Here is a 24314-nt window from a genome sequence, read left to right as displayed (position 1 = left end):
GGGCTCTTTTTTTCTGGTTCCCCCTCTTTTTTTTTGGCTGTCGCTTGGGGGGGGGCTTGCCGGCCGGGGGGGTGGGGGGGGCCGCGGCCCCCCCCCACGGACCGGTAGTACACGTGGTCACCGCCGATGAGCAGGCACGACACTGCCCGGAATGCGGCACACAGGCCAGGCGGTCCAAGGGCCGGCGGGTGACCCGGCCGCGTGACCTGCCAGTCGGTGGCGGCCGACCACGGCTGGTGTGGACCAAGCGCCGTTGGCGCTGCGACGAGCCGGCGTGCAAGCGTCGCTCCTTCACCGAGTCCGTGCCGGCCGTGCCACCACGGAAGCGGTTGACCAGCCGGCTGCGCGCCGCGGCCGGGGCGGCGGTGGCCGATCAGGGCCGCACGATAGTCCAAGCGGCCCGCGATCACGACGTGTCCTGGCCGGTCGTCGCAGCGGCGTTCACCGACCACGCGCACACGGTGCTGCCAGCCCAGCCGGAGCCGGTGCAGGTGCTCGGTATCGACGAGATCCGCCGGGGCCGGCCCAGATGGGTCCTCGACGCGGCCACCGGCGTCTGGCAGACCGCCGTGGACCGCTGGCACGTTGGCTTCGTCGACCTGTCCGGCCGGCAGGGCCTGCCCGGACAGGTCGAAGGCCGCACCGCCCAGACGGTCATCGACTGGCTGACCGACCGCGACCCGGGCTGGCGCGACGCGGTCCGCGGGCATCTCGACCGCCGCTAACTTGTAAGAGCCGCCATCCGGCGAAGGCCCTCGTCGACGGTGATCGTCGGCTGGTATTCCAGGTGGGTCCGGGCACGCGTGATGTCGTAGACGCGGTCGCGGCCCATGAAGGTGACGATCCATTGAGTGAGCGGTGGCGGCGTGGCACTGCGGCGGGCCTTGGCGGCGGTCTCCATGACCGTGGCGATGGCCGACGCGATCGCCCGTGGGTAGCTGCTGCTTCTGCTCACATCGAGGCCCCGGGTGGCAAGCAGCGGGGTGAAGAAACTGCGGGCCGGCCGGGGGTTGCCGTCGGTGACGTAGCAGACAAGGCCGTGGTCGCCCCGCGTCATCGCCAAGGCGACGGCGTGGGCAAGGTTGTCGAAGTGGCAGAAGTCGACCGTGTGCTGCCCGCCGTCGATCCAGGCGAACCGGCCGGCCTCGACAGAGTCGACGAACCCTTGCAGGTTGCCAGCCGTGCCGTGGCCCCAGAGGAAGGGCGGTCGGAGGATCACCAGCGCGGTCTCTCCGTGAGGCAGCGCGAGAAGCTCCTGCTCGGTGCGCAGCTTGACTCGGCTATAAGCGATGTTCGCCCGACCTGTGTCGGAGGTCTCGTTCACGATGCTCAGGTGTTTGGTGCCGGTGGAGACGCTGGCGGCCGAGAGCAGGACGAAGCGTTTCACCCCTGCGGCTACCGCGGCCTCGTACAGGGCGCGGGTAGGCAGCAGATTGCGCTCGACAAACAGTTCGTCGGGCCCCCAGAACTCCATGAAGGCCGCCGCGTGGACCACGGCGTCGACCTCGTAGAGGGCGTTCAGCCACGCCGGCGCGCCGGCACCGGTCCGGACGGCCTCCGCCAGGTCACCGTGCACCGGCCGAGCACCTGCGGCCGCGACCGCTTTCTCCGCCGAGGCCGACCTCGCGAGCGCGTGCACGGTGTGCCCGTCGGCCACGAGCCTACGGATGATCACACCGCCAGCAGAGCCGGAGCCGCCCGTGAGAAATATGTCCATGAGATCCTCCAACGCCGAGACGCGTTCCGTTGACGCTGTCATCTGAACAGAGTGTGTGTGGTTGGGTTGACGATGTCAACTGGTGGGCTGACGATGTCAACTCGATATCATGGTGCGGTGATCAGTCGCTTGGAGTCCGCTGCCGCCACCCGTCGTTCACTGCTCGACGCGGCTGCCGGATTGCTGGACGAGGGTGGACCAGAGGCGGTGACGCTGCGGGAAGTGGGTGCGCGGGCCGGCGTGAGTCGCGGAGCGCCCTACCGACACTTCGTCGATAAGGGCGACCTGCTGACCGCGGTCGCGGCGGAGGCATGGGATCGGTTGGCGGATCGGGCCGTGGAGTTGGCCGCCGATCCTCTGACCTCGGCGGAGGAAAAGCTACGGGGAATGCTCGCCGGGATACTTGCCGTCGGCCGCGAGCAGCCGCATCTTTACCGGCTGATGCACCAGGCGCCCGCCGGCGACGAGGTGCTGCGCGCGGCGTCGCGAAGCCAAGGCCCGTTCGTGGCCGTCCTCGGTGATCTGGTGGGCAAGGACCAGGCCTATCGCTACGGGGCGCTGCTGCTCGCCAGTGTGCACGGGATAATCGGGATGGAGGCCAGCGGTCAGCTCACCGCCGACAAGTGGCACACCGACGCCGACGACATCCTGACCCTCCTGACCGGAATGATCGGCGATCGCTGAGCAAGGACACCCCTGAACGTTCAGGGCGAGGGCGGCCGCTTCGACGAAATCGACGTGCGGTTGACGGGCCGGCGTTCTATCGTGCCGCCGTGGCCATCGACATCGTAAGTTTGGCGGAGCGTCCCGACCTCGCCCAACGCCTGGACGAAGACTTTGACGGGGCGTGGCCGCAGTTCATGCTCTGGGATCCGATGAGTTCCGTGTACTACAGCGTCGCGCACGAGCTTTTCCCCGAGTTCGTCTTCGCCGCCGTCGACCCCGCCGAGCCGGGGCGCGCCGTCGCGCGGGCGTACGCGGTCCCGTTGCGCTGGACGGAGGCGGAGCTTCCCGACGGCGGCTGGGACCGGGTGATCCAGCGTGGCCTCATCAACCGGATCACCGAGGGCAAGCCGAACATCGTCTCGGCCATCGAAATCTGCATCCGCCCGGACCGGCGCGGGAGCGGGTTGTCCGCGCTGATGCTCGCCGCCATGCGGGAGGCCGTCGCGAAACTCGGCTACGACACCCTGGTCGCCCCGGTCCGCCCGAGCGGCAAGCACACCCGACCCGACCTGCCGATGACCGAGTACGCGGCGCAGGTCCGTGACGACGGCCTGCCCGTCGACCCGTGGCTGCGGGTGCACGTGCGCGCCGGTGGGCGCATCGAGCGGGTCGCCACCCGGTCGATGATGATCAGCGGGACACTCGCCGACTGGCGTTCCTGGACGGGCCTGCCGTTCGACACCAGCGGACCGGTGCACGTGCCGGGCGCGCTGGTGCCGGTGCACTGCGACGTGGCCCACGACCACGCCGTCTACGTCGAGCCCAACGTCTGGGTCCGCCACCAGTTGTAGGCACGGCCCGTCCTGCGACAGTGGACTGGCACGCGGCCACGGCCGCCGGCCCCTACTGGCGGATGTCGAGCGCGCCGATCAGGCCGTCGCGGAGCGTGAACCGGTGGCGTTGCCGGACCGGGCTGCCCGGGAACGTACCCGAGACAAGCGCGGTCACGACCAGGTTGCCGCCGGCTTCCGCCTCGACCGTCTCCGGCACGGCGTCGTACGCGTACTCGGCCACGGTCCGCTCGCGCCAGGCGCGGATCGCGGCCAGGCCGTCATAGGTGCGGTCCCCCTCGGCGACGATCGCGTCGTCTGTGAAGCAGGCGACGAAGGCGTCCACGTCGCGTTCGCCGATGAGCCGGTAGTAGCGGTCGATCACGGCGGGAACGGTGACGGTCATTTCTGTCTCCTCAGGTCGGGGGCCCCGTCTTTCGGGGCCGCAGGTGGTAGGGCGATCGTGACGGTCGAGCCGGGGTCGAGCGGGAAGAACTTTTCCCGGACGGCCACCGGGACGGGCTGGTCCGCCCCCGGGGCGGCGCTGATTCGCACCGAATCGTGGTCCACATGCAGGTTGATCAACTGGTTGCGGTACCGGATCACGCAGTCGAGCTCGTCAAGCCCGTCCGGCAGCTGCGGGTTGAGCCGGAGCACGTCGCGGCGAATCTCCAGACCGGTGTAGCACCGCTGCAAGATGTCCAGGCTCCCGGCGCTGGCACCGAGATGGATGCCGTTTCGCGTCGAGCTGTGCTGCGGATCCGCCAGATCGGTGCCGAGCGCGGTCACCAGCATCTCGAATGAGCGACGGCGGTCCGTGCGCGCCAGCACCCACGCGTGCGCGACGCGGCTCAGCGTGGAACCGTGACTCGTACGGGACAGGTAGTAGTCGACGGTGGCGGGGATCCGGGCGGGGTCGAACTCGTACCCCATGCCGCGCACCAGATCGGTGAGCTCCTCGGCGCTGAACAGATACAGCAGCATCAGCACGTCGGCCTGCTTGGAGACCCGGTAGCGGTTCGCGTCGTCGCCTTCTTTCTGCAGCAGCGGCCCCAGTAGCCGCAGGTCGCCGTAGCGCTGCCGGTAGCGGTGCCAGTCCAGCTCCGCCAGGTCGCCGTACCCCTCGAATTGGGCGAGTATCCCGTCGTCGAGGAAGAACAGCCGCAGTCGGCGCCCGATGTGCTCCCACCGGCGCCGCTCGTCCTCGGTCGGGTCGACCTCACGCCACGGCCGCACCCCCGGATGCCGGGCGAGGACCCCGCACGCCTCCTCGGCGTGGCCCAACACCCACCCGACCATCACGTTGATGTAGGCACAGTTGTCCAGCCCTTGGCCCGGCCGGCCCGGGTAGCCGTCGTGGTACTCGTCCGGCCCCATCACCCCACGGATGTCGTAACGGTCGTCGTCGGGGTCGTAGGTGGCCAGGCCGGCCCAGAACCGGGCCGTCTCGATCAGCAGCTCCAGCCCGGCGGCGGCGAGGAACGACAGGTCGCCGGTGGTCTCCCAGTAGCGCCACACGCAGTAGGCCACCGCCAGGTTGACGTGCTGCTGCCGGCCGGTGTAATCGTCCACCCACTCGCCGGTGACCGGGGACCGGGACCGGGCAGGGCTCTCGTCCCAGCCGCTCTCCCCGCTCTGCCAGGGAAACAGGGCACCCGCCGTGCCCGCCGCGACCGCCTGCCGCCGCGCGGCCGTCAACCGCCGGTACCGGTACTCCAGCAGGGCCCGGGTCAGCTCCGGCATGCGCAGATCCAGGTACGGATACACGAACAGCTCGTCCCAGAAGATGTGCCCGTGGTAGCCCTCGCCGTGCAGGCCCCGGGCCGGCACGCCCGCGTCCAGGTCGATCACGTACGGAGACAGCGTCTGCAGGAGGTGGAAGGTCTGCACCCGCACCGGCGCCTGCCAGGCGTGTTGCTCGCCGATGTCGAGCCGGAAACGCGCCCAGAGCCGGGCCCACGCGGCGACGTGCTCGGCCAGCACGTCGTCGAACGACCCCGTCTGCCGCAGTTCCTCGCGGGCGGCGGGCACCGGCTCGGACACCGCCCGGTCACGGTTGGAGAAGATCGCCACGGTCTTCTCCACCGACACCCGCTCCCCCGGCGTCACCTCGACCGCGATCACCTGACTCACGTCGTCCGGCCCGGGCACGGCGGTCTGCCGGTGGCGGGGACCGCCACCGATGATCCTGGTGCGGGCCGCCACCGCCACCCGATGTCGGGAACTGGTGGTCAGCGCCGTCAGCCAGACGGTCTCCGCGTCGTCCTCGCCGGTGGCCACATGGGTGAGGTGCCGCCCGCAGCTACCGGCTTCCGTCGGCGCGTTGGCGTTGACCACCCCACCGTCGAGGCCCGACCTGATGTCCAGCCGGCCGGACCAGTTCTCCGCGACGATGGTCGTCTCCAGCGCCGCCAGATGAGGGTTCGCCATCGACACGAGCCGTCGCTGCCGCACCCGGGTACGCCGCTGGTCCCGGTCGACCACCAGCACCTCCCGCAGGTACACCCCGCGCCGCAGGTCCAGCACCCGGTGCTCGTGCACCCGCCTCCCCTGCCCCGGCGCGAACCATTCGCCACCGGCCGCCCGGAACGTCAACGGCAGCCAGTTCGGCAGGTTGACGATGCTCTCCGTGCCGTCCGACTGCCCCGGGCCGGCGAGCCGGTTGTGGAAACCGGCGAGATACGTACCCGGATAGTGGACGCCGTCGGCCCGTGCCTCCGGATCCGCCCCACGGGAGGCCAGATACCCGTTGCCCAGGGTCAGCATCGTCTCCCGGGTGCCCTCCTCACCCGGCGCCTCGCCGCAGTACGCCAACACCCAGCCGGCCGGCGGAGGCCGGCTGCACAGCTCACACTCCGGGTCCACGTCCGGCGGCACCCCGTATTCCTCTTCCACGGCGAGGTGCCGTTTCCCCGTACCGGGCGCGACAAACCCGAGGGCGAGCGGCTCAGGGCCGCGCCGGCGCCATGATCAGCTGCGCGAACAGGTCGGCGGCGGCGTCGAGAACATCCCGGTCGCCGGTGATCAGCAGATCCAGCAGCAGTCCGCGGGCCGCGGCGAGGCCCAGCCGGGCCCGCCGGCGGGCTTCCGGCGGGTCGAACCCGAGTTGGACGAACAACTCCTCGACGGGTCCCGCCCAGGCGGTGATGACCGAGGCGCGGAAAGGCTCGGTCCAGGACCGGTCGAACAGCGCGTGGGCGTAGATCTCGAAGAAGAGGCGTTCCGCCGGGGCCAACGCCGGGTCGGCCAGACGACGCCAGAACCGCCGGCTCACCTCGAGCGGATCATCAGTCCCGGTGGCGAGCGAGACGAGCGCCGCACGCTGCTCGGCCTCGACCCGCCCGACCACCTCGGCGAGCAGGCCGTCCCGGCTGCCGAAGTGGTAAATGAGCATGCGGTGGCTGGTGCCCGTGCCGGAGGCGATCTCGCGCAGGCTGAGCCGGCTGAACCCGCCCTCCTTCAGGAAGGTGACGCACCGGTCGAGCAGCGCCTCCCGGGCGTCACCGGCCACTGGTGGACGCCGTGCCGTCGTCGGCCGCCGTGGCGGCGGCTTCGGCGGCTTCGGCGGCGGCCTTGAGCCCGGCCGCCTCCAGCCGCAGGTACCGTCGCGTTTTCGCCGCGGTGAAGAGCGCGACCGTCCGGGCGAGGGGGCCGGTCTGCCGGATGCCGATGCGGATCCGGGTGGTGCCGTCCGGTTGGCGGTCCACCCGGTGGTGGGCGAGGGTGCGCACCCCGGGTGCGTGCGCCTCCCAGGCGAACGAGGCGCCCGCGCTCACCTCGCTGACCCGCCACACCGTCGTCGGCAGGCCGGGCTGCCGAATGCGGAACCGGTTGCCCGGTCTCAGCGCCGGGCCGTCGAGCGGCTCCACCGCCGACATGGACGCCGTCCACTGCGGATAGGTCGTCACGTCTGCCAGCACGGTCCAGCAGTGATCGATGTTCGCCGTGGTGGAGATCGTCTGCTCGTAATCCATGTACCAGATGGTACAGATCGATGGACGTGGTCAGTAGCCCAGCTGCGCCCGCACCCGCTCGTGCAACACGGTCAGGGCCGGGCTCACCGTGGCGGTGAGCGACACCGGATCGGCCAGGCGACGCGCTCCCTCGGGCAGCCAGGCCAGATCGGCGTGGAACCGGTCCCGCGCCGCGCGCACCTCGCCGGCCGGATCGGCCGCCTCGACCCGGCGTCCGCCGCGCATCACCGGCACGAGCAGCGGTTCCCGGCCGGGCGGCGGCGGCTCGTCGCGCAGCCCGATCACGTCCCCGCTGGGCCTGGTGGGGTCCCGGAAGACCTGCTTCGGGCCTGGCAGGGTGGCCTTGCCGGGCGACAGCTTGAGCACCGGCCGGTCACCGACGGCGACCAGTTTGTACGCGCTGTCCAGGGACGGCGCGTCGTAGGAGACACCCATCTTCGTGCCGACGCCGTAGGCGTCGATCGGGGCGCCGTGGGCGACGAGGCCGGCGATGACGTCCTCGTCGAGGCTGCCGCTGGCCACGATCTTCGCCCCCGTCAGGCCGGCGCCGTCCAGGATCGCGCGGGCCTGCCGGGCCAGCGCCGCGAGGTCACCTGAGTCGAGCCGGACCGCCAACGGCCCGGCCAGCCCCAACTCGGCGACCACGTCGACCGCGGCCCGCACCCCCGCGGGCGTGTCGTAGGTGTCGACCAGGAAGATCGGGTTCACCGGGAAGTCGGTCGCGAACGCGCGGAACGCCGCCCGCTCGTCGGGGAACGCCTCGACGTACGAATGGGCCATCGTCCCGGAGGGGGTGAGCCCGTACCGCCGGGCGGCCTCCACGTCGCTGGTCGCGGCGAAGCCGGCGATGGCCGACGCCCGCGCCACGCCCGCCCCGGCCTCGATGCCGTGCGTACGCCGGAACGCGAAGTCGATCAGCTGCGCGTCACCGGCGGCGAGGCGACAGCGGGCGGCCTTGCTGGCCACCGTGGTGTGGAAGGTGATCAGATTCAGCACCCCGGTCTCCACCAGCTGCGCCTGCGCGATCGGCGCGGTCACCTCCAGCAGCGGCTCGTCGGCGAAGACCGCCCGGCCCTCCGGCACCGCCCAGACGTCGCCGGTGAACCGCAGCCCGGCCAGCGCCGCCAGGGCCGGCTCGTCGAGCCCGACGACGTCGCGCAAGTAGCCCAGCTCGTCGTCATAGAAGGCGAAGTTCTCCAGGAAGGCCAGCGCCTCGGCCAGACCGGCCGCGACCAGGAAGCCACGCCGGTGCGGCAGGCGGCGGACGAAAAGGCTGAAGGTGGCCGGCTCCACCATGCCGCGGCGCAGATAGCTGGCGGCCATCCGCAGCTCGTACAGGTCGGTACGCAGTCCGGTCACGTCATCTCCTCGGCCACGTACCCACTGTGGTCGAGGAACCATCGGCACGTGCCACGAATCTGGAGCCGGGCGGCAACCCCAGCGCGACTACCGGCATCAACGAGGCCACCATCGGGTGCCGGTGAGGCAACGCCCGACAAACCGCCGCCGAACGGCATTACCGTGTGGGGATGTGGGAGTGGGTTGCCCCGCCGGTGGTCGGCCTGATGGCCGCCGTGGCGACGGTCGCCCCGACACCGACACCGACACCATCTCCTGCGATCAACTTCGCGCCCGTGCTGACGTCGACACCGTTCGGGGCGCTGCCCGGGCAGCGAGTGACGCACACCGTCACGATCGCCGGCACCGGCCCCCTCACGGCCGCCCGGGTCACGTTCACCACCACGGCCGATCTCGACGAGGTCATCGCCCAGGCCGAGCCGGGTGGCTGCACGACGTCCCCGCGTACGGTCGTCTGCGACCTCGGTGACCTGAGCCTGGGCACCACCCCACAAGCGCCACGGATCACGATCAGCGGCCGGGTCCGCCCGGGCGCGGCACCCGGCGCGGTGGTCCGCAACCGGGCGACCGTCACCTCGGTGGAGTCCGCCACGGCCGGCGCCCCGGTCGCCAGCAACGCCTACGTCCTTCCGGGGCCGACGCCCCCGCCCACTGATCCGCCACTGGAGTCGCCGGCCGAGGCGACCGGGGTGCCCCCGCAGTCGAGGCCGGCGCGGGCGCCGGCGGTCGTGGCGGTCGTAGTGGTCGCCGCGGTCGCGGCGGGCGCGCTGCTGCTGAGCCGGCGACGCCGCCGGCAGCCGCCCACCGGGGTGTGACCGCCGCACAGCGCAGGTCACGGCGGGCCCGTAACCTTGTCCCATGATTTTCATAACCGCAAAGTTCCGGGTGCTGCCCGAACACGCCGACCGGTGGCCGCAGATCGCCGCGGAGTTCACCGAGGCGACCCGCGCCGAGCCCGGCTGCCTGTGGTTCGACTGGTCCCGCAGCGTCGACGACCCGACCGAGTACGTGCTGGTCGAGGCCTTCCGGGACGACGAGGCCGGCGCGGCACACGTGCAGTCCGCGCACTTCCGCGAGGCGCAGCGGACCCTGCCGCCGCACCTGGCCGAGACGCCCCGGATCGTCAACGTGACCGTGCCGCAGCAGGATTGGTCGCTGCTCGGCGAAATGGCCGTCCCCAAGGGCAGCTGACCGACGGTCACTCCTCACGATCCGGGCCGAGCAGCCGGATCTCCTCGATGTCGAGGGAGGCCTGCAACTGCCGCATCGCCGCGTCGTCGATCTGCCGGGTGTTCCGCAGCCGGGTGACCTCCTGCCGCTTGCGGTCGAGCAGTTCGAGGCGCAACCGCCGGGCGGTGTCACGCTCCTGCGCGGTCTCCTCGTCGCCCGGCGAGCGCGCGCTCTCCAGGTGCTCCTCGTATTCGGCGCGGAGCCGGTCGACGGTGTCCGAGGAGGCGCCGACGTCGGCGGCAACCTGCGGCAGGGCGGCCAGCCCGGCCTCCGTGGCGCGGATCCGGGCCGAACGCACCTCGTCCTCCCGCTCCCGGTCGCCCATCAGGCCGGCCCAGCCGACCACAATGGGCAGGGTGGTGCCCTGCACCAGCATGGTCAGCACGATGACCGTGACGGTGACGAAAATGATCAGATCGCGGTCCTGCACGGGACTGCCGGCCCGGGTGGTGACCGGGACGGCGAGCGCGGCGGCGAGCGACACCGCGCCCCGGAAGCCGGCCCAGCCGGCGGCGGTACGGGTCCGGAAGTCGAAACTGTGGGCCCGCTGCGCCTCCCGCCGGTCGACGGTCTGCAGGCCGGGCAGGGCGACCTGCAGCCAGACCATTCGGGTGACCACCACGACCAGGGTGACCAGCACCGCGATGACCAGCGCCTGGGTCGGCGTGTGGCTGGTGATGCCGCGCAGCGAACGCGGGACCTGCATGCCGAGCAGCACGAAGAGACTGCCGTTGATCATGAAGGTGGCGAGGTCCCAGAACGCGAACGCGGTCACCCGGGAGCGGGCCCGGATCACCCGGGGCCCGGCGTAGGAGAGCAACAGGCCGGCGACCACGACCGCGAGGGCGCCGCTGGCGTGCACCGCGTCGGCCAGCAGGAACGCGACGAACGGGGTGAGGATGCTCACCGCACCCTCACGCATCGGGTCGTCGACGTGCTTGCGGATCAGGAGGACGACGCCGCCGACGAGCAGGCCCGCGACGACCCCGACCGCGGCCGAGCCGACGAAGCGGCCCGTCAGACCGAGCGGGCCGGGCACCGCCCCACCGGCGATCACCCCGACGGTGACGGAGAAGAGCACCAGCGCCGTACCGTCGTTGATCAGACTTTCCGCGCGCAGGGTGGTGAGGATGCCCCGCGTCATCCGCTTGGCCAGGCCGGCGACGGCGGCGGCGTCGGTGGGCGCGAGGACCGCGCCGAGCACCCAGGCCGCTGCCGGGTTGACCCCGAGCGCCTGCGCGGCGTACGAGACGGCCACCGCCGTGATGATCACCAGCCCGACGGCGAGCAGGGTGATGACGAGGAAGTTGGCCCGAATCTCGCGCAGGCTGATGACGAGGCTCTCCCGGTAGAGGATCGCGGGCAGGAAGAGCAGCAGCACCACGCTCGGTTCGAGGATCACGTGGGAGAACGGTGGCAGCAAACCGAGTCCCGCCCCCAGGGCGATGAGCAGCACGGGCGGCGCGACGCTGTAGCGGCCACCAATGGTGGTGCCGATGAGCACGGTGGCGCCCAGCACCGTGATCAGCACGAGCCCGCTCACGTCGTACTCCCGTCACCCGCCCGCCGCCCCAACATGGTGATACGGCGGGCGGAGCCGGCGAGGTGGAACGGGGATATGGCTATTCGAAGCGGGCGGGGTCGCCGGCGCCGTGGCGCAAGATCTCCGGCTCCGGGCCGGACAGGTCGACCACGGTGGTCGGCTCCAGCCCGCAGTCGCCAGCGTCGACGACGGCGTCGACGAGATGCTCGAGCCGTTCCTTGATCTCCCAGCCCTGCGTCAGCGGCTCCTCCTCGCCGGGCAGCAGCAGGGTGCTGGAGAGCAGCGGCTCGCCGAGCTCGGCGAGCAACGCCTGGGTCACGGTGTGCTTCGGTACGCGCACCCCGACCGTCCGCTTGCGGGGCTCCTGCAGCCGGCGCGGCACCTCATGAGTAGCCGGCAGAATAAACGTGTAGCTGCCCGGGATGGCGGCCTTGACCAGGCGGAAGACCGAGTTGCTGACCTTGACGAACTGGCCGAGCTGCGCGAAGTCGCGGCAGACCAGGGTGAAGTGGTGCCGGTCGTCGAGTTTGCGGATCTCGCGGATCCGGTCCAGACCCTCCCGGTTGCCGATTCGGCAGCCGAAGGCGTAGCAGGAGTCCGTCGGGTAGGCGATCAACCCGTCGTCCCGGATCAGGTCGACCACCTGTCGCAGGGTGCGCGGCTGCGGATTGTCCGGATGCAGGTCGTAGTACCTCGCCACGACGCCCAGCCTATGCCGCCGCCACCGGGCAAGTCCGCCCACCCCGGGCAGGGCGGACAGTGCGGGCCGACCTCGCACGCTGGTCCCGCCGACCGGCGTCAGTGATACTCACCCGTGATCAAGAAAGATCCTGGTGCCCCTGGGCGACACCGGAGTGCAGGAAACGCAGATCCTCCGAGAACACCGCCAGCTCGTACCCGCCGGAGTCTGCCGAGCACTCCACGATCACGAGGCCCGGGTGGAGAAACCACTGCTCCAGGGTGGTCGGACGCCGCCGAGCCCCGAGGACCACGTCGCGCAGTATGAAGCGTCGTCCCATCCTCAGCCATTGGGGTGCCCAGCGAATCTCTCCGGCGCGGATCACCGCCTTCCCGTGACGCCAGCGGCCGGCGACGAACCGCCGATCGGGAAGGCGGATGGCCGCCACCATCGTGACCGGCTTGGCCTGCGCCGCATCCGCCTCAGCTTTCGAACGGCCCCGACGCCTTCTCCAGCCCTCGACCACACCGGCGAGCAGACCACCCAGCAGCGAGCCCAACCAGTCGCCGAGGAACATGAGCCTGGCACCTCCTGTGAGTCAGACCTCGCCGGGTGCCGCGTTCCAGGATCTTGGCCGATGGCCCAGCATCGGGCAAGGAGCAGCTTCGCCCAAGGCCTCGCCATCGACGTCGGCTGTGCTCGACATCAGGTGGCCGGGGTGACCGCTCGCAGCCACTGCTGGGCGAGCAGCGCGTGGCCGAACGGTGTCAGGTGCACGCCGTCGTTCGTCCACATCCGGTCGTCGACACCGGCAGTCTGGAACAACTCGTCCACCGCGACCAGCGTCGCGTCGAATTCGGCGGCGAGCTTGCGCACCGCGTCGGCCTTCGGGCCGAGGTCCTCCCGCCAGGCGCGCGTGGCGTCGTCGAGCGGAATCAGGAAGGGTTCGACCAGGATGAGCCGCGCGCCCAGCCGCCGGGTTGCCTCCAGGATGTGCCGGTAGTCGCGGGCGAAGCCCTCGACGCTGGTCGGATCACCCTGGTCGTACCGCCGCCAGGTGTCGTTGACGCCGATCAGCACCGACACCACCTGCGGGGCGTGGGCCAGGCAGTCGGCCTCCCAGCGGGCGCGTAGGTCGCGTACCCGATCGCCGCTGACGCCGCGGTTGACGAACGTGGCCCGGTGCTCGGGATGGCGGGCGGTAAACCAGGCACCAGCCATCATGGCGTACCCGGAGCCGAGGTCGTCCTCGCAGGACCGGTCGCGTCCGGCGTCGGTGATGCTGTCGCCGATGAAGAGCACCCGGCCGCCGTGCGGCACCTCCACCGTCATCTGCCGCTCCCCGTTCCACTCGAATACCAGACGGCACTGTGTGAGCTACCGGGGCGGGCTCTCGTCACACATGACGCCGATTGCGAGACGCACGTCAACCTGTCGTCTCTGAGACCGGATCACCAGCGGTACGCATGCCGGCCCTGCCACCCAGGTGCCGCCGGTGAAAACCGACCATGCGGCCGACGTGCCCGTGGCGGGGCAGGCCTCGACCTGCACGGTCGTCACTGGTCTGGCGGCTGGGCCCCAGCCGATGCGGACGCGGTCCTCCCATCCGGGTGCCACCTGCAGCTCCACAGCCGCTCCGGTCCGCACGTGGAGGCCCCACTTCGCGAAGAGGCGAGACGGCCCCTGGCCATCGCCCGACTCGTTGGGTTGCAGGACCTGGGACGACACCGCGACGCTGTCCGCCTCGATGCGGTACAGCTCGCCCGGATCCGCCACTGTGGCGACGGAGTCGGCACATGACAGGCGCCGCCCGCCCTGCGGCAGCGGTGGGAGCAGCGGGGTTTGTGGATCGGTGGACCCGGACGATGCGGAGGTCAACGCGCCGGCTTCAGGTCTTTCCCGGTCGTCCCCGACCGTGCACCCCGTCGAAAGCAACAGCAGACAGGTGGCCACCGCGAGAAATTCCGACTTCCGGCTATCGATCTGCACAGCTCGACCTTTCCACACGTCGATTTCCGGTGCCAGGTCGAGGGTGTCCACGACGGACCGGACTCTCGGGACCGCTCCTCCGTAAGCATTCGGCGAGTCTGGCACATGCGGTGGCCCGAAGACGGTTGCGCCGGGCCTTGACTATATATTGATCGGCAACATATGTTGCCCCGGTGAGCGAGATGCGCGAGGCGACCTTCCTGATTCTGACCGCGTTGGCCGATGAGGCCCGCCACGGCTACGGGATCATCCAGGAGGTGGCCAAGATGTCAGGCGGTCGCGTCAGCCTGCTGCCCGGCACGCTCTACTCCGCCCTCGATCGACTGACCGCACAGGGCCTGGTCGAGTTCGACCGGGAGGAAATCGTCGACGGGCGCCTGCGCCGCTACTACCGGCTGTGCGCCGACGGCCGCGCCGAGCTGGCGAGCCAGACCGCGCGACTGCGCGAGCTCGCGTCCGCAGCCGAGTCCCGGTTGCGCAACCTGCGGCCAAACCTCGCCTGATCCGCCTCGCGTCATCCCCAAAGGAGCTTCGATGCACCGGTGGCTGCTACTGGCCTACCCGCGTGACTACCGCCGTGAGCGGAGCGCCGAGATCCTCGACACCTTGCAGGACATCGCGCCCCAGCGGCGCGGCCTGCGGGTCGGAGCGAACCTGGTACGCCACGGCCTCCGGGCCCGTCTGGGTCGGCCCGCCAGCCGCAGCGTCGTGGCCTGGGCATCCGTCTTCGCCGTGGCCTGCGGACTGTTCGCCGCGTCCTTCGGTATCTGGCTTGCCTGGCTCGGCTCTCGGCCGCTCGACCACAACGAACTCGCCGCAACCGTCGACCAGCTTTACCCCGGTGAGCAGGTCCGCGACATCGACCGCCAGGACCCGCCCGCCGTATTCATCATCTACGGCAGCCCGCTGAGCTGGCAATCGGCTCCCAGCCTGCTCTTCGGCGATGGCGGTGAATACGAGTTTGCCGAGATCGGTGCTTCCTTCAACCGCCTGCCCGCCGTCACCCGCCAGAAAACGCTGGCGCAGCTCCAAGAGCGGCTGCGTGCCGCAGGCTGGGACTTCAGCGAACCGATCTACTCCAACTCCTACGACTGCATTCCGAATCATCCAGCCTGCGACCCGACCTCGATACCTCCCAACATCACCGTGTACGCGCAGCGTGGCGACAACCTCCTTGAGGTGAACATCAACGCCGACAACACGACCCCGCTGATGAACCTGGCCATGACCCGGGCGACCCCCTGGGCCGCTTACCCCGCCGGTGCCCTCGCGTTCCTGCTCGGCACCCTCGGTGGATGGGTCCTGTTCGGCTGGGTCAGCCGGCGGGCCGAGCGCAGCCACCCGGCGGCGCTGGCGCTGGCGAAGCTCATGTTCGGCTTCGCGATGGTGCTGTGGTGGGCGTCGATTCTGCTGGCCGCGCCGCACATGCTCGCGCATCACCTGGAAGAACCGCATTACCGCTGGCATCCGCTATGGGAGTGGATCGGGCAGCCCGTGCTGTCCCTGCCGTTTCTGTTCGGCTGGGTCGTGCTGATCCTGGCCAGCGGCCTGGCCCAGCTGCCGCGTCGCAGGTCGGTGGATCAGACAGCCACCAGCCCATAGTGCGGTGTCCACTAACGTTCACCGGGTTTCCGATGCACCGTTGTGGATCCTCGCCGTGTAGCGAGCGACTCCCCACCGGGTGGTGGGGCGGGCCGCGTTCGTTGACCGGTTCGACGGTGATACCGGCCAGGATGGCCTTGTCTTCCAAGACCTGCAGGAGCCGGCCGATCTGCCACTGCCGCAGGTTGTGCCGCCGCCCCGCGTCCACGTCGAGCACGCCGCGCGGGTCACCGACCTTGAGCACACCGATCTGCTGCTGCACGGCCCAGGACACGACCATGCCGGCGGCTTCATGCTGGGCCTGCCGGACCCGCCGCTTGTGCCGGCCTTCCACCAGCCGTGCCCGGCGGCGGTACTTCCGCCACCGCCGCGACCCCCGCTGGCCAGGTTTCGGGGCGCGGCGGGACACAGCGCGGTGGCGGGCCTTGGTGTCCGCGAGGTGCATGCGGTGCTCGGCGCGGACCGCCCGCCCCGACACCAACAGGCCCTCACCGTCCGGGCCGGCCACCGCGTACGGATGGATGATCCCAAGGTTCACCCCGGCCACCCGGGACGGGTCCGGCCCCTCACCCGGCGCATACACCGCCACCGGCACTTCGGCGGTCACGTCCAAAAACAGCCGGCCGCCCTCACACAGCAGGGTGACCGAGCGGACCTGCTCGACCGGATACGGCACCTCCCGCGCCAGGCGCACCCACAACGGCGGGGCGCCCTGGGCGGTGGGGATCCGCACCCGCCGCCCCTCGATGCCGAACGTGCCGTGATACCAACGCACCGGCACCAACCCCCGACGGCGGCGCGGGAACCCCGCCGACAGGTCACCCTCGTTACGGCGTTTCGCCGCCGTCGCCGCCACCCGTTCACCTCAAGGACACACGCCCACACATCACCGGCCGAACGCAGCAGGCCGAAACACCGCCGCCGCTGCCCCGACGTCACCCCCAGAGCGACCCGGGCCGTGCGATGCACGACCCGAGGCGCGGCAGGATCCCGACGAGGCACGAACCAAACCCCACACCACCGGTACGACAATTTTCCGCAACAGCCAACCCGGCGAACGTTAGTGGACACCGCAATAGCTGCCGGATCGGACGCCAGAGCTGTCCGTCACGCTGTCAGGCGCTGCAGCAGCCAGTCGGGCTTCGGGTTGACGGCGGCATCGCCGCGCGCCACCACGGTCGGGACCGTCTCGTCGCCTCCGGTGACGGCCCGGACCGCGGCCGCTCCGGCCGGGTCACGCCAGATGTTTACCCAGTGGACCTGGCCGGCCCGGCCGCCGAGCCGACGCCGCAGCCGCAGGCAGTACGGGCAGCCGGGTCGCCAGTAGACGATCGGTCGGCCGTCCCGGGCGCTGCGTTCCTGCGCCTGCGCGGCGGTCAGCGACCTCGGGAACACCAGCGGCGAGACCAGGACGGCCAGCGCCATGAAGATGAGGAACTCGACGACGGCGACCCATGAAGAATGTCGGGTGGCGACCACGAACACCCCACAGGCCGTCGCGAGGCCCGCCAACCACCAACTCCGCAGCACGTCGCCGAATATTACGCTCCCTCGCCGCGCCGTTCTGATGGGTCAGTCAGGCCCACCAGAAGGACAGGCGTTCATGCCGAGGAGCTGCTCGGCGTAGACGGTGAGCCGCGGGCTCACCGCGCGCCCGTGGGAGTCGACAGCGGAGCTTCCGTCGCCGCGTCGGTATCAGGCGAGGCCCCGTCCGCCGGGGCTGGCCGGCGGTACGCGACAGTGGCCGCGGTGACGCAGAGCGTGGCCGCGATGACGAACGTCGCCCGCCCGCCGAGGTGCACCGCGGCCGATCCGAGCGGGATGGCCAGCGCGATGGGGGCGAACATCGCGGTGTTCGCGGTGGCGGACACCCTCCCGAGCAGGTGTTGCGGAGTGTGCGTCTGCACGGCGGTGACGGCCGCGACCAGGGCGAGCATCAAGCCGATGCCGGCCAGCACGGACGCCGCGACGTTCGCCGGCCACCACGGCGGGCAGCGCAGCAGGCAGGCGGCGGCGTAGCCGACGACCCCGACCATCGCCACCGGGGCCGGGCCGCGCCGGGCGATGATCCGGCCGGCGACCAGGCCGGCGACCAGCGAGCCCGCGCCCTGGGCGCTGACCAGCACCCCGAGGAACGTCGTGGGCAGGCGCAGGTCGACGGTGACGACCTGGTAGAGCGCGGCGGTGGTGAAGCTGGACATGGCGATCGCCACGGCCGCCAGCGTCACGCTGACGTGGATCGCCGGCTCGCGCCGGAGCACGGCGAGGCCGGCCCGCAGCCCCCGCGCCCGATCGGACGGCGGCGCGCTCGGCGCGTCGGCGAAGCGCACCGCGAGGTAGAGGACCGCGACCAGGACAGGTATGGCGGCGCTGAGCACGGCGACGAGGTGCCCGCCGTGCCAGGCGTACAGGCCCGCGCCGGCCAGCGGGGCGAGGAGCTTCGTGCCCTCCTGGGCGCTGCCCCGCCAGCCGTTGACGTCGGCGAGACGGTCCGGGTCCAGCGCTCGGGGCAGCAGCGCCGACTCGCCGGCCTCGATGAGGACGTAGCTGACGCCGTAGGCGAGGGAGACCGCGAAGAGGATCCACGCGTCGCCGGCCGCCCGTACGGCGAGCAGGCCGAGCAGTGTGGCGGCGAGCAGCAGGTTCACCGTGACGACGACGGCCAGCCGGGGTAGCCGGTCGAGGAGGCCGCCCAGCCAGGGGCCGGCCAGTTGCGGCGCGAAGACGCAGAGGCCGGCCAGGGCCGCGAGGCCGGCGGACCCGGTCAGGTCCAGCAGCCAGATGCCGGTGACCAGGGACATGGTCGTGCTGCCGAAGCCGGACAGCAGAGAGATGGCCACGAACAGGGCCGCGTTTCGTCGCATGGGCTCCCCCGGTGAGTGGTGAACACCCATGCTCAAACTTGAGCCAACCCACGGCAAGGTGCGTCGTCTATGTCAACGCACCGTTGACATAGCCTGTTGAAGGGCGGCGGCGGCAACCCGCACGGCCGGGGGCAGGCGGGCCGGGTCGACGTCTGCCAGGTCGGCTGCGGCGTGGGTGGCCAGGTCGTGCAGCGAACCGGCCGGGGCCAGGAGCGCGGCGGCAAGCGTGCCGCGGACCAGCGGGGCGCGCGGGAACCGGGACGCCCAGTTCCGGTCGTCGAGGATCCACCGGTGCAGCTCGGTCACGGCCAGCCGGAGGTCGGCCAGGGGTGGCGCACAGCCGCGGTCGGCGACGAGGCGCCGGGACCGGGCGGCGGCGACGAGGCGTTGCCGGCGCTGCTCCGCGGCCTGCCGGCTGGCCAGGCCGAGGGCGGTGGCGATCTCCGCCCAGGTGACGCCCTGCTGACGGGCCCGCTCGATGAGGGTGAGTTCCCGCTCGTCCAGCTGGGCCCGAGCCGAGGCCAGATCCGCCAACTCCCGCAGCTCACCCGTCACCGGTCACCCGCGGCCTGTTCAGGCGGTGGCATCGGCGAGCAGTTCCAGCAGGTGGCGGTACGGCTGGCCGGTCGCCCGGGCCAGCCCGATCTCGCAGGTGCGGTTCACCGAGGCGTACCCGTCGAAGGGCTGTTGTGCCACGGCGGCGGCCTCGGCACGGGTGGCCGACGCCGTCAGCTCGGGATGCAGCAGCCCCCGGTCACCGGCGAAGCCGCAGCACTGCCAGCCGTCGGGCACCACCACCTCGTCGGCGACCGCCCGGGCCACGGCCAGCAGCGCCTCGTCCAGCCCCAACCGGGTGGACGAGCAGGTCGGGTGCAGGGCGAGCGAACCCAACCGGCGCTTGACGGTGAGCCGGGGCAGCAGCTCGGTGGCCGCGTACGCGACGGCGTCGACCACCCGCAGCGCACCGGCGTCGGCGACCAGCCGGGCGAAGCCCTCGGTGCAGGAAGCGGCGTCGCTGACCACGGGCAGCGCGCCGTCCCGGCTGGCCGCCCGCAGCGCCGCCGGCACCCGGTCGCGCATCCGCTGGTAGCCGGAGGTCAGGCCCTTCGACGACCAGGGGGTGCCGCAGCACATGTTCGCCACCCCGTCGGGCACGAGCAGGCGTATCCCGGCCCGCTCGGCGAGGGTGAGCAGCGCGGCGGCGACGCCCGAACCGCCCTGCGCCGGCGCGAACAGCGTGCCCAGGCAGGACGGCACGAAGACCGCGTCCGGGTCGTCCACCGGGCGGGGTCGGCGCGCCTCGCCGCCTCGGGGCAGGTCCCGCCGCCACTGCGGCACCCGTTCCGCGCCCAGCACCGCCCGGGCCGCCCGGGTGGCCGCCTCGGGCAGCGCGGGCGGCAGCGCCCCGGCCAGGTCCAGGCCGCGCGCCATGCCTCGGGTGACCGCGCCCCACCGGTTGGCCGCCGCGCGCCAGCCGGCCTGCGCGACACCACCGTTGCGCTCGGTACGCAACCGCTTCACCAGATCACCCGTGTTGATCAGCACGGGGCAGGCGGTGGCGCACATGCCGTCCACCGCGCAGGTGTCCACCGCGTCGTAGTCGTACGCGTCCGCCAGCTCGCCGGCCAGCGACAGGTCCCCGGCGGCGCGGGCGGCGGCGATCTCCCGGCGCAACACGATCCGCTGCCGGGGCGTGGTGGTCAGGTCGCGGCTGGGGCAGACCGGCTCGCAGTAGCCACACTCGACACAGCGGTCCACCTCGGGCTCGACCGTGGGCACAGTTTTCAGGTTTCGCAGGTGCCCAGAGGGGTCGTCGCTGAGCAGCACCCCCGGGTTGAGCACCCCGTCGGGGTCGCAGAGCGTCTTCAGCTCGCCCATCACCGCGTACAGCTCGTCGCCGAACTGGCGGCGCACGTAGGGGGCCATCACCCGGCCGGTGCCGTGCTCGGCCTTGAGCGTGCCACCGTGGCCGAGCACCAGGTCGACCAGCTCCTCGGTGAACTCGGCGTAGCGCGCCGGAGCCTCGCCGCCGGTGAACCGCTCGTTGAGCATGAAGTGCAGGTTGCCGTCCTTGGCGTGGCCGAAGATCACGCTCTGCTCGTACCGGTGCCGGTCGAACAGGTCGGCGAGCGCGGCGCAGGTGTCGGCGAGCGCTTCCACCGGGACGGCGACGTCCTCCAGCAGTGCGGTGGTGCCCGACGGACGGGCGCCGGCGACGGCCGCGTACAGGCCTTTGCGGATGTGCCAGAGGGCGGCGCGGGCCGCCGGCTCGCCGCTGAGCCGCGCGGGGGCGGTCAGCGGCAGCTCGGCCAGGACGGACCGGGCCTCGGCCACCCGGGCGGCAAGCACATCCGGGTCGGACTCCTGCCACTCGATCAGCAGCGCGGCGTGCTCGCGCACCGCGAGGCCGCGCAGCGCGGCGTCCGCCTTCGGGTCGGACTGGGCGACCCGCAGCGCGGCGGCGTCGAGCAGCTCGATCGCCGCCGGACCGGCAGCCACGAGGGCCGGCATGGCCGACATCGCCGCGGCCAGGGTGTCGAAGACCAGCAGGCCGGTCGCGGCGTGCCGGTGCACGGGTACGGTGCGGAAGGTCGCCGCCGCCACGAAGGCGAGGGTGCCCTCGCTGCCCACCACGAGGCGGGTCAGCAGGTCGGCGGGGGTGTCGTGGTCGAGGAACGCGTTCACCCCGTACCCCATGGTGTTCTTCATGGCGTACTGGGCGCGGATCCGGCGCACCGAGTCGGGGTTGCCGCGCACCCGGTCGCGCAGCCGCAGCAGGCCGGCGTGCAGCCGCGGCTCGGCGGCCCGCAGCCGCTCGTCGGCGTCCGGGGCGCCGGTGTCCAGCACCGTGCCGCTGGGCAGCACCAGCAGCAGCGACTCCAGCGTGCGGTAGGTGTTGAACTCGGTGCCGCAGGTCATGCCGCTGGAGTTGTTGGCCACCACGCCGCCGATGGTGCAGGCGGACTCGCTGGCCGGGTCCGGGCCGAGCCGCCGGCCGTACGGGGCGAGCCGGTTGTTCACCTGCCGCAGCACCACCCCCGGCTGCACTCGCACCCGGCGGCCCTCGTCGAGGACCGTCAGCTCGCGGAAGTGCCGGCGGGTGTCGACCAGCAGCTGGTCGGTGACCGCCTGCCCGCTGAGGCTGGTGCCGCCGGAGCGGAAGGTCAGCGGGGTGCCGGTGCGGCGGCTGTGCCGCAGCAGCGCGGCGACCTGCTGCGCGTCGGACGGGGTGACCACGGCGGCGGGGTGCAGCAGATAGTGGGAGGCGTCGTGGGCCAGCCGCAGCCGGTCGGCGGCCCGGGTCGACACGCCGCCCGGGACCGCCGCCGCCAGCCCGGCCGACCCGCCCCCGCTCGTCTGCGACCGCATAGGCCACCTCCCCCGCCACACCCTAACCAGGGGACGGAGGTGCGATCTCGTCGAGCACCCGGCGCTGGAAGGCCCGCGCCTCCGCGCCGCTGGGGGGCGGGCCGCTCCGGCGGGCCGTGATCGCCCGCCGGATCAGGTCGGCGTCCTCGCCACGCGCGGCGAGCCGCCGCCCGGCGTCCACCTTGGCCAGCCAGAGCCCGTCGCGGTGGCGGACCAGGGCGCGGCAGGCGCCCAGCACGGCGTCCTCCGCGCCGGGGGCCGGGCCGTCCGGTGTGGGCAGCGCCAGCCACCAGGTCAGCGCCGCGACCAGCAGCCGGCGCAGGTCGTCCGGGGCGGGGTCGGCGAAGACCTCCGCGGCGGGCGGACCGAGCAGGGCCAGCCCGGACTGGCGCAGAATGCTGCGGTCGAGGGCGTACCAGAACCGCCCGTCGGCGGCCGGCCGGTCGGCCGGGTCGTAGGTGGCGCGGAACGGCAAGGTCGCTCCGGTGTTGAGCTCGACCTCGAAGCCCGGTTCGGGGGTGCCGGAGACGGCCACCTCCCGCCGGTAGGCGACCAGTTCCAGGCCGCGCGCCGGGCAGGGCAGCGCCTCGTGGCGCAGCCGGTCCACCAGCGCCCGCTTTGCCGGCCCACCGATCGGCCGGGCCACCACCAGCGCCACGTCCACGTCGCTGCGCCCCGGCTGGTACGCGCCCAGCCCCACCGACCCGGCCGCGTACGCCCCGACCAGGTCGCCGCCGAGCACCACGCGGGCCCGGTCGACCAGCTCGGTCAGGTACCCGCGTACGTCGTCGTCCATGCCGGGCATTCTGCCGGGCGCGGGTCGGGGCGGCCCCGGTCAGCACGGCGGGTCGGGGCAGCGGCCGACAGGTCTGATTTCGATCAGCGACTTGCTGTGTTCGAGCGGCTGCCTTCGGTACAGTACGAGCGTTGATCGGCGGCGATGTCCGCCGGTTGGAGGGGTGCCGGAGTGACACGACGGGGCGGGCGGCTGATCCGGGGGGTGCTGCGCCTTGGTCTTCTGCTCGGCGGGGTGCTTGCGGCCTGGGCCGGCCACGAGGTCGCCACCCCCGACGCCGCCTACGCCACCGACCGTCCGGCCACCGAGCCGGTCCGGGCCGGAGTGCTCGCCCCGATCGCCGGCCTTCTCCAGCCGGTCACCGAACCGGTCCGGGACGGAGTCCTCACCCCCGTCGCCGGCCTTCTCCAGCCGGTCACCGAACCGCTCAACCCGGTCCTGTCGCCGGTGGTGCGGGAGTTGCAGCCGGTGCTCCAGCCGCTCGACCCGGTGTTGCAACCGCTCAAGCCGGTGACCGACCTGCTGGGCGCGCCCGCCGACCAGGTCACCGCCCAACCGCCCCCGGCCGCCGATCCGGAGGCCCGTCCGGTCGACCAGATCCCACCGCCGATCACCAGCCCGTCGGCGCCGATCACCGCCCCGTCGGCCCCGACCACCGCCCCGTCGGCCCCGACCACCGCCCCGTCGGCCCCGACCACCGGCTCGTCGCCGCCCACCAGCGTCCCGTCGACCACCGCCGGCCCGGCCGCGGCGGTTCCGGAGCGCGCCGAGTCCGCCCCGGGCAGGTCAGCCGTCACCCGATCCACCGGGTCGGCCTGGTCCGCGTCGCACCCGACCGGGCCGGGCGGGCCGCTCCCGCTCCGGTCGGACGCCGATTCCGTGCCGATCAACCCCGCCCCCGGCAGTGCGGTCGGCCCGCCCGGTGGCACGTACGGTCACCTCGGCGACGCTTCCGCCGTCGCCTGGGTGTCGCCCGTCCTGTCGGGGCACCGCTGCCACCCGTCCGACGGCGCGGCCCTGCGCTCCCGCTCGCCCCGCCCGGGCACCCGGCCCGCCTGACCGCCGGGCCGGCCGGTGCCGTCCGTCGGGACGGCACCGGTTGCCGCGCGTACTTCCCCGTCAGCCTGACGGCCCCTGGTGGCCCACGCCGGCCGCACGACCCACGCCGGCGGCGTTTCTGACGTAACCCATCACGATGGTGACCCGGAGTTGCCCAATGAGCGTGAGCATGCCCGTTGTCCGGGCCCGGTGGCGCGACGTCGGCTGGATCGCCGATCTCGTCACCGATGCCCTCCATCCCACCGCCCTCGGTGCCTGGCTCGTTCCCGACGAGCGGCATCGACCGTCCGTGCTCGCCGCCGTGGCCCGCATCTGGACCGAACACGCGCTGCTCTTCGGCGACGCGTTCCTGCTCCAGGATGGCTCGGCGGTGGCCGTCTGGTTCCACCGTTACCGACCGATCCCGCCCCCGGCCCGGTACTCCGACCGGCTCGCCGAGGCGTGCGGTGATCATCAGGATCGGTTCGACCGCCTCGACCGGGCCCTCGCCGCGCGGCGCCCCACCGAGGCCCACCTCCATCTCGCGCTGCTGGCCGCGCCGGGGCAGACCCCGGCGCGGCGGGCCGACCGCTGCGGGGCAGTCCCGGACTCGCACCGGGTTCCCTCTTGCCTCGACCACCCACCCGGGCGGTCGAAC

24 protein-coding genes and 1 pseudogene are annotated in these 24314 nt (G+C 72.2%); 9 read left to right on the top strand and 16 right to left on the bottom strand.

The window, feature by feature from the left end:
- The first annotated feature begins 71 nt into the window (after positions 1 to 71).
- The gene (locus ABZ671_RS30015; RefSeq protein WP_357864437.1) at positions 72 to 725 is read left to right on the top strand and encodes a transposase family protein; all 654 of its coding nucleotides are present in this window, start codon (positions 72 to 74) and stop codon (positions 723 to 725) included.
- Here the strand turns inward: ABZ671_RS30015 and ABZ671_RS30010 are convergent.
- Entirely contained in the window at positions 722 to 1759 is a 1038-nt protein-coding gene (locus tag ABZ671_RS30010) for an NAD(P)-dependent oxidoreductase (RefSeq protein WP_357864435.1), read from the bottom strand. The genes ABZ671_RS30015 and ABZ671_RS30010 overlap by 4 nt on opposite strands.
- Positions 1760 to 1789: 30 nt before the next feature.
- On the opposite strand from ABZ671_RS30010, the gene ABZ671_RS30005 reads away from it, so the two are divergent.
- Positions 1790 to 2401: a TetR/AcrR family transcriptional regulator gene (locus ABZ671_RS30005; protein ID WP_357864433.1), complete on the top strand. Its 612-nt coding sequence runs from the start codon at positions 1790 to 1792 to the stop codon at positions 2399 to 2401.
- 89 nt (positions 2402 to 2490) lie between these two features.
- A complete protein-coding gene (locus tag ABZ671_RS30000; RefSeq protein WP_357864431.1) occupies positions 2491 to 3234 on the top strand; it encodes an N-acetyltransferase in 744 nt (247 codons plus the stop codon).
- 52 nt (positions 3235 to 3286) lie between these two features.
- On the opposite strand, the gene ABZ671_RS29995 is transcribed toward ABZ671_RS30000, so the two are convergent.
- From ABZ671_RS29995 to ABZ671_RS29975, 5 genes are read right to left on the bottom strand one after another with little or no spacing between them, the layout of a single operon-like run.
- Positions 3287 to 3619, bottom strand: a complete 333-nt coding sequence (locus tag ABZ671_RS29995) for a nuclear transport factor 2 family protein (protein WP_357864429.1) — start codon at positions 3617 to 3619, stop codon at positions 3287 to 3289.
- Positions 3616 to 6108: a glycosyl hydrolase family 65 protein gene (locus tag ABZ671_RS29990; RefSeq protein ID WP_357864428.1), complete on the bottom strand. Its 2493-nt coding sequence runs from the start codon at positions 6106 to 6108 to the stop codon at positions 3616 to 3618. Before ABZ671_RS29990 ends, ABZ671_RS29995 begins: the two co-directional genes overlap by 4 nt.
- A gap of 52 nt (positions 6109 to 6160) precedes the next feature.
- Positions 6161 to 6724, bottom strand: coding sequence for a TetR/AcrR family transcriptional regulator (locus ABZ671_RS29985; protein ID WP_357864426.1), 564 nt, complete (start codon positions 6722 to 6724; stop codon positions 6161 to 6163).
- A complete protein-coding gene (locus ABZ671_RS29980) occupies positions 6714 to 7187 on the bottom strand; it encodes an SRPBCC family protein (protein ID WP_357864425.1) in 474 nt (157 codons plus the stop codon). The genes ABZ671_RS29985 and ABZ671_RS29980 overlap by 11 nt, the downstream gene beginning before the upstream one ends.
- 30 nt (positions 7188 to 7217) lie before the next feature.
- Entirely contained in the window at positions 7218 to 8546 is a 1329-nt protein-coding gene (locus ABZ671_RS29975) for a nicotinate phosphoribosyltransferase (RefSeq protein WP_357864424.1), read from the bottom strand.
- Between the two features lie 170 nt (positions 8547 to 8716).
- Between ABZ671_RS29975 and ABZ671_RS29970 the strand changes: the two genes are divergently transcribed.
- A complete protein-coding gene (locus tag ABZ671_RS29970; RefSeq protein ID WP_357864422.1) occupies positions 8717 to 9361 on the top strand; it encodes a hypothetical protein in 645 nt (214 codons plus the stop codon).
- 43 nt (positions 9362 to 9404) lie between these two features.
- Positions 9405 to 9737 carry a putative quinol monooxygenase gene (locus ABZ671_RS29965; protein ID WP_357864420.1) on the top strand — a complete coding sequence of 111 codons (333 nt, stop codon included), beginning with the start codon at positions 9405 to 9407 and terminating at the stop codon, positions 9735 to 9737.
- 7 nt (positions 9738 to 9744) lie between these two features.
- Here ABZ671_RS29965 and ABZ671_RS29960 read toward each other — a convergent pair whose 3' ends face one another.
- The 5 genes from ABZ671_RS29960 to ABZ671_RS29940 all read right to left on the bottom strand — a co-directional run bounded on the left by ABZ671_RS29960 (position 9745) and on the right by ABZ671_RS29940 (position 14038).
- Entirely contained in the window at positions 9745 to 11319 is a 1575-nt protein-coding gene (locus tag ABZ671_RS29960; RefSeq protein WP_357864418.1) for a Na+/H+ antiporter, read from the bottom strand.
- 79 nt (positions 11320 to 11398) lie between these two features.
- On the bottom strand, positions 11399 to 12019 hold the full coding sequence (locus ABZ671_RS29955; RefSeq protein ID WP_357864416.1) for an L-threonylcarbamoyladenylate synthase: 621 nt from the start codon (positions 12017 to 12019) through the stop codon (positions 11399 to 11401).
- Between the two features lie 118 nt (positions 12020 to 12137).
- Positions 12138 to 12575: a DUF2550 family protein gene (locus ABZ671_RS29950; protein WP_357864414.1), complete on the bottom strand. Its 438-nt coding sequence runs from the start codon at positions 12573 to 12575 to the stop codon at positions 12138 to 12140.
- Positions 12576 to 12703: 128 nt separating this feature from the next.
- The gene (locus tag ABZ671_RS29945; protein ID WP_357864411.1) at positions 12704 to 13330 is read right to left on the bottom strand and encodes an SGNH/GDSL hydrolase family protein; all 627 of its coding nucleotides are present in this window, start codon (positions 13328 to 13330) and stop codon (positions 12704 to 12706) included.
- A 45-nt stretch (positions 13331 to 13375) separates the two neighbouring features.
- A complete protein-coding gene (locus ABZ671_RS29940; protein ID WP_357864409.1) occupies positions 13376 to 14038 on the bottom strand; it encodes a hypothetical protein in 663 nt (220 codons plus the stop codon).
- A gap of 131 nt (positions 14039 to 14169) precedes the next feature.
- Between ABZ671_RS29940 and ABZ671_RS29935 the strand changes: the two genes are divergently transcribed.
- Positions 14170 to 14490, top strand: a complete 321-nt coding sequence (locus ABZ671_RS29935; protein ID WP_357864439.1) for a helix-turn-helix transcriptional regulator — start codon at positions 14170 to 14172, stop codon at positions 14488 to 14490.
- 31 nt (positions 14491 to 14521) lie between these two features.
- Positions 14522 to 15589: a hypothetical protein gene (locus tag ABZ671_RS29930; protein WP_357864407.1), complete on the top strand. Its 1068-nt coding sequence runs from the start codon at positions 14522 to 14524 to the stop codon at positions 15587 to 15589.
- Positions 15590 to 16696: 1107 nt separating this feature from the next.
- Here ABZ671_RS29930 and ABZ671_RS29925 read toward each other — a convergent pair.
- The 5 genes from ABZ671_RS29925 to ABZ671_RS29905 form a co-directional block, all read right to left on the bottom strand.
- On the bottom strand, positions 16697 to 17119 hold the full coding sequence (locus ABZ671_RS29925; protein ID WP_357864405.1) for a glutaredoxin domain-containing protein: 423 nt from the start codon (positions 17117 to 17119) through the stop codon (positions 16697 to 16699).
- A gap of 113 nt (positions 17120 to 17232) precedes the next feature.
- Positions 17233 to 18453: an MFS transporter gene (locus tag ABZ671_RS29920; RefSeq protein WP_357864404.1), complete on the bottom strand. Its 1221-nt coding sequence runs from the start codon at positions 18451 to 18453 to the stop codon at positions 17233 to 17235.
- A gap of 72 nt (positions 18454 to 18525) precedes the next feature.
- Positions 18526 to 19008 carry a hypothetical protein gene (locus ABZ671_RS29915; protein ID WP_357864402.1) on the bottom strand — a complete coding sequence of 161 codons (483 nt, stop codon included), beginning with the start codon at positions 19006 to 19008 and terminating at the stop codon, positions 18526 to 18528.
- 18 nt (positions 19009 to 19026) lie between these two features.
- Positions 19027 to 21822 carry an FAD-binding and (Fe-S)-binding domain-containing protein gene (locus ABZ671_RS29910; RefSeq protein ID WP_357864400.1) on the bottom strand — a complete coding sequence of 932 codons (2796 nt, stop codon included), beginning with the start codon at positions 21820 to 21822 and terminating at the stop codon, positions 19027 to 19029.
- 22 nt (positions 21823 to 21844) lie between these two features.
- A complete protein-coding gene (locus ABZ671_RS29905) occupies positions 21845 to 22618 on the bottom strand; it encodes a nucleotidyltransferase domain-containing protein (protein ID WP_357864398.1) in 774 nt (257 codons plus the stop codon).
- Positions 22619 to 22789: 171 nt separating this feature from the next.
- Here ABZ671_RS29905 and ABZ671_RS29900 point away from each other — a divergent pair, with 171 nt between their 5' ends.
- Positions 22790 to 23677, top strand: a complete 888-nt coding sequence (locus ABZ671_RS29900; protein WP_357864397.1) for a hypothetical protein — start codon at positions 22790 to 22792, stop codon at positions 23675 to 23677.
- 169 nt (positions 23678 to 23846) lie between these two features.
- Positions 23847 to 24314, top strand: a pseudogene (locus ABZ671_RS29895) (hypothetical protein); the annotation flags it as partial.

The sequence above is a fragment of the Micromonospora sp. NPDC006766 genome (genome assembly GCF_040636055.1).
GTDB lineage: Bacteria > Actinomycetota > Actinomycetes > Mycobacteriales > Micromonosporaceae > Micromonospora.
Note: the sequence above shows the minus strand (reverse complement) of the source record. Positions and strands in the feature narration are given on the sequence as shown.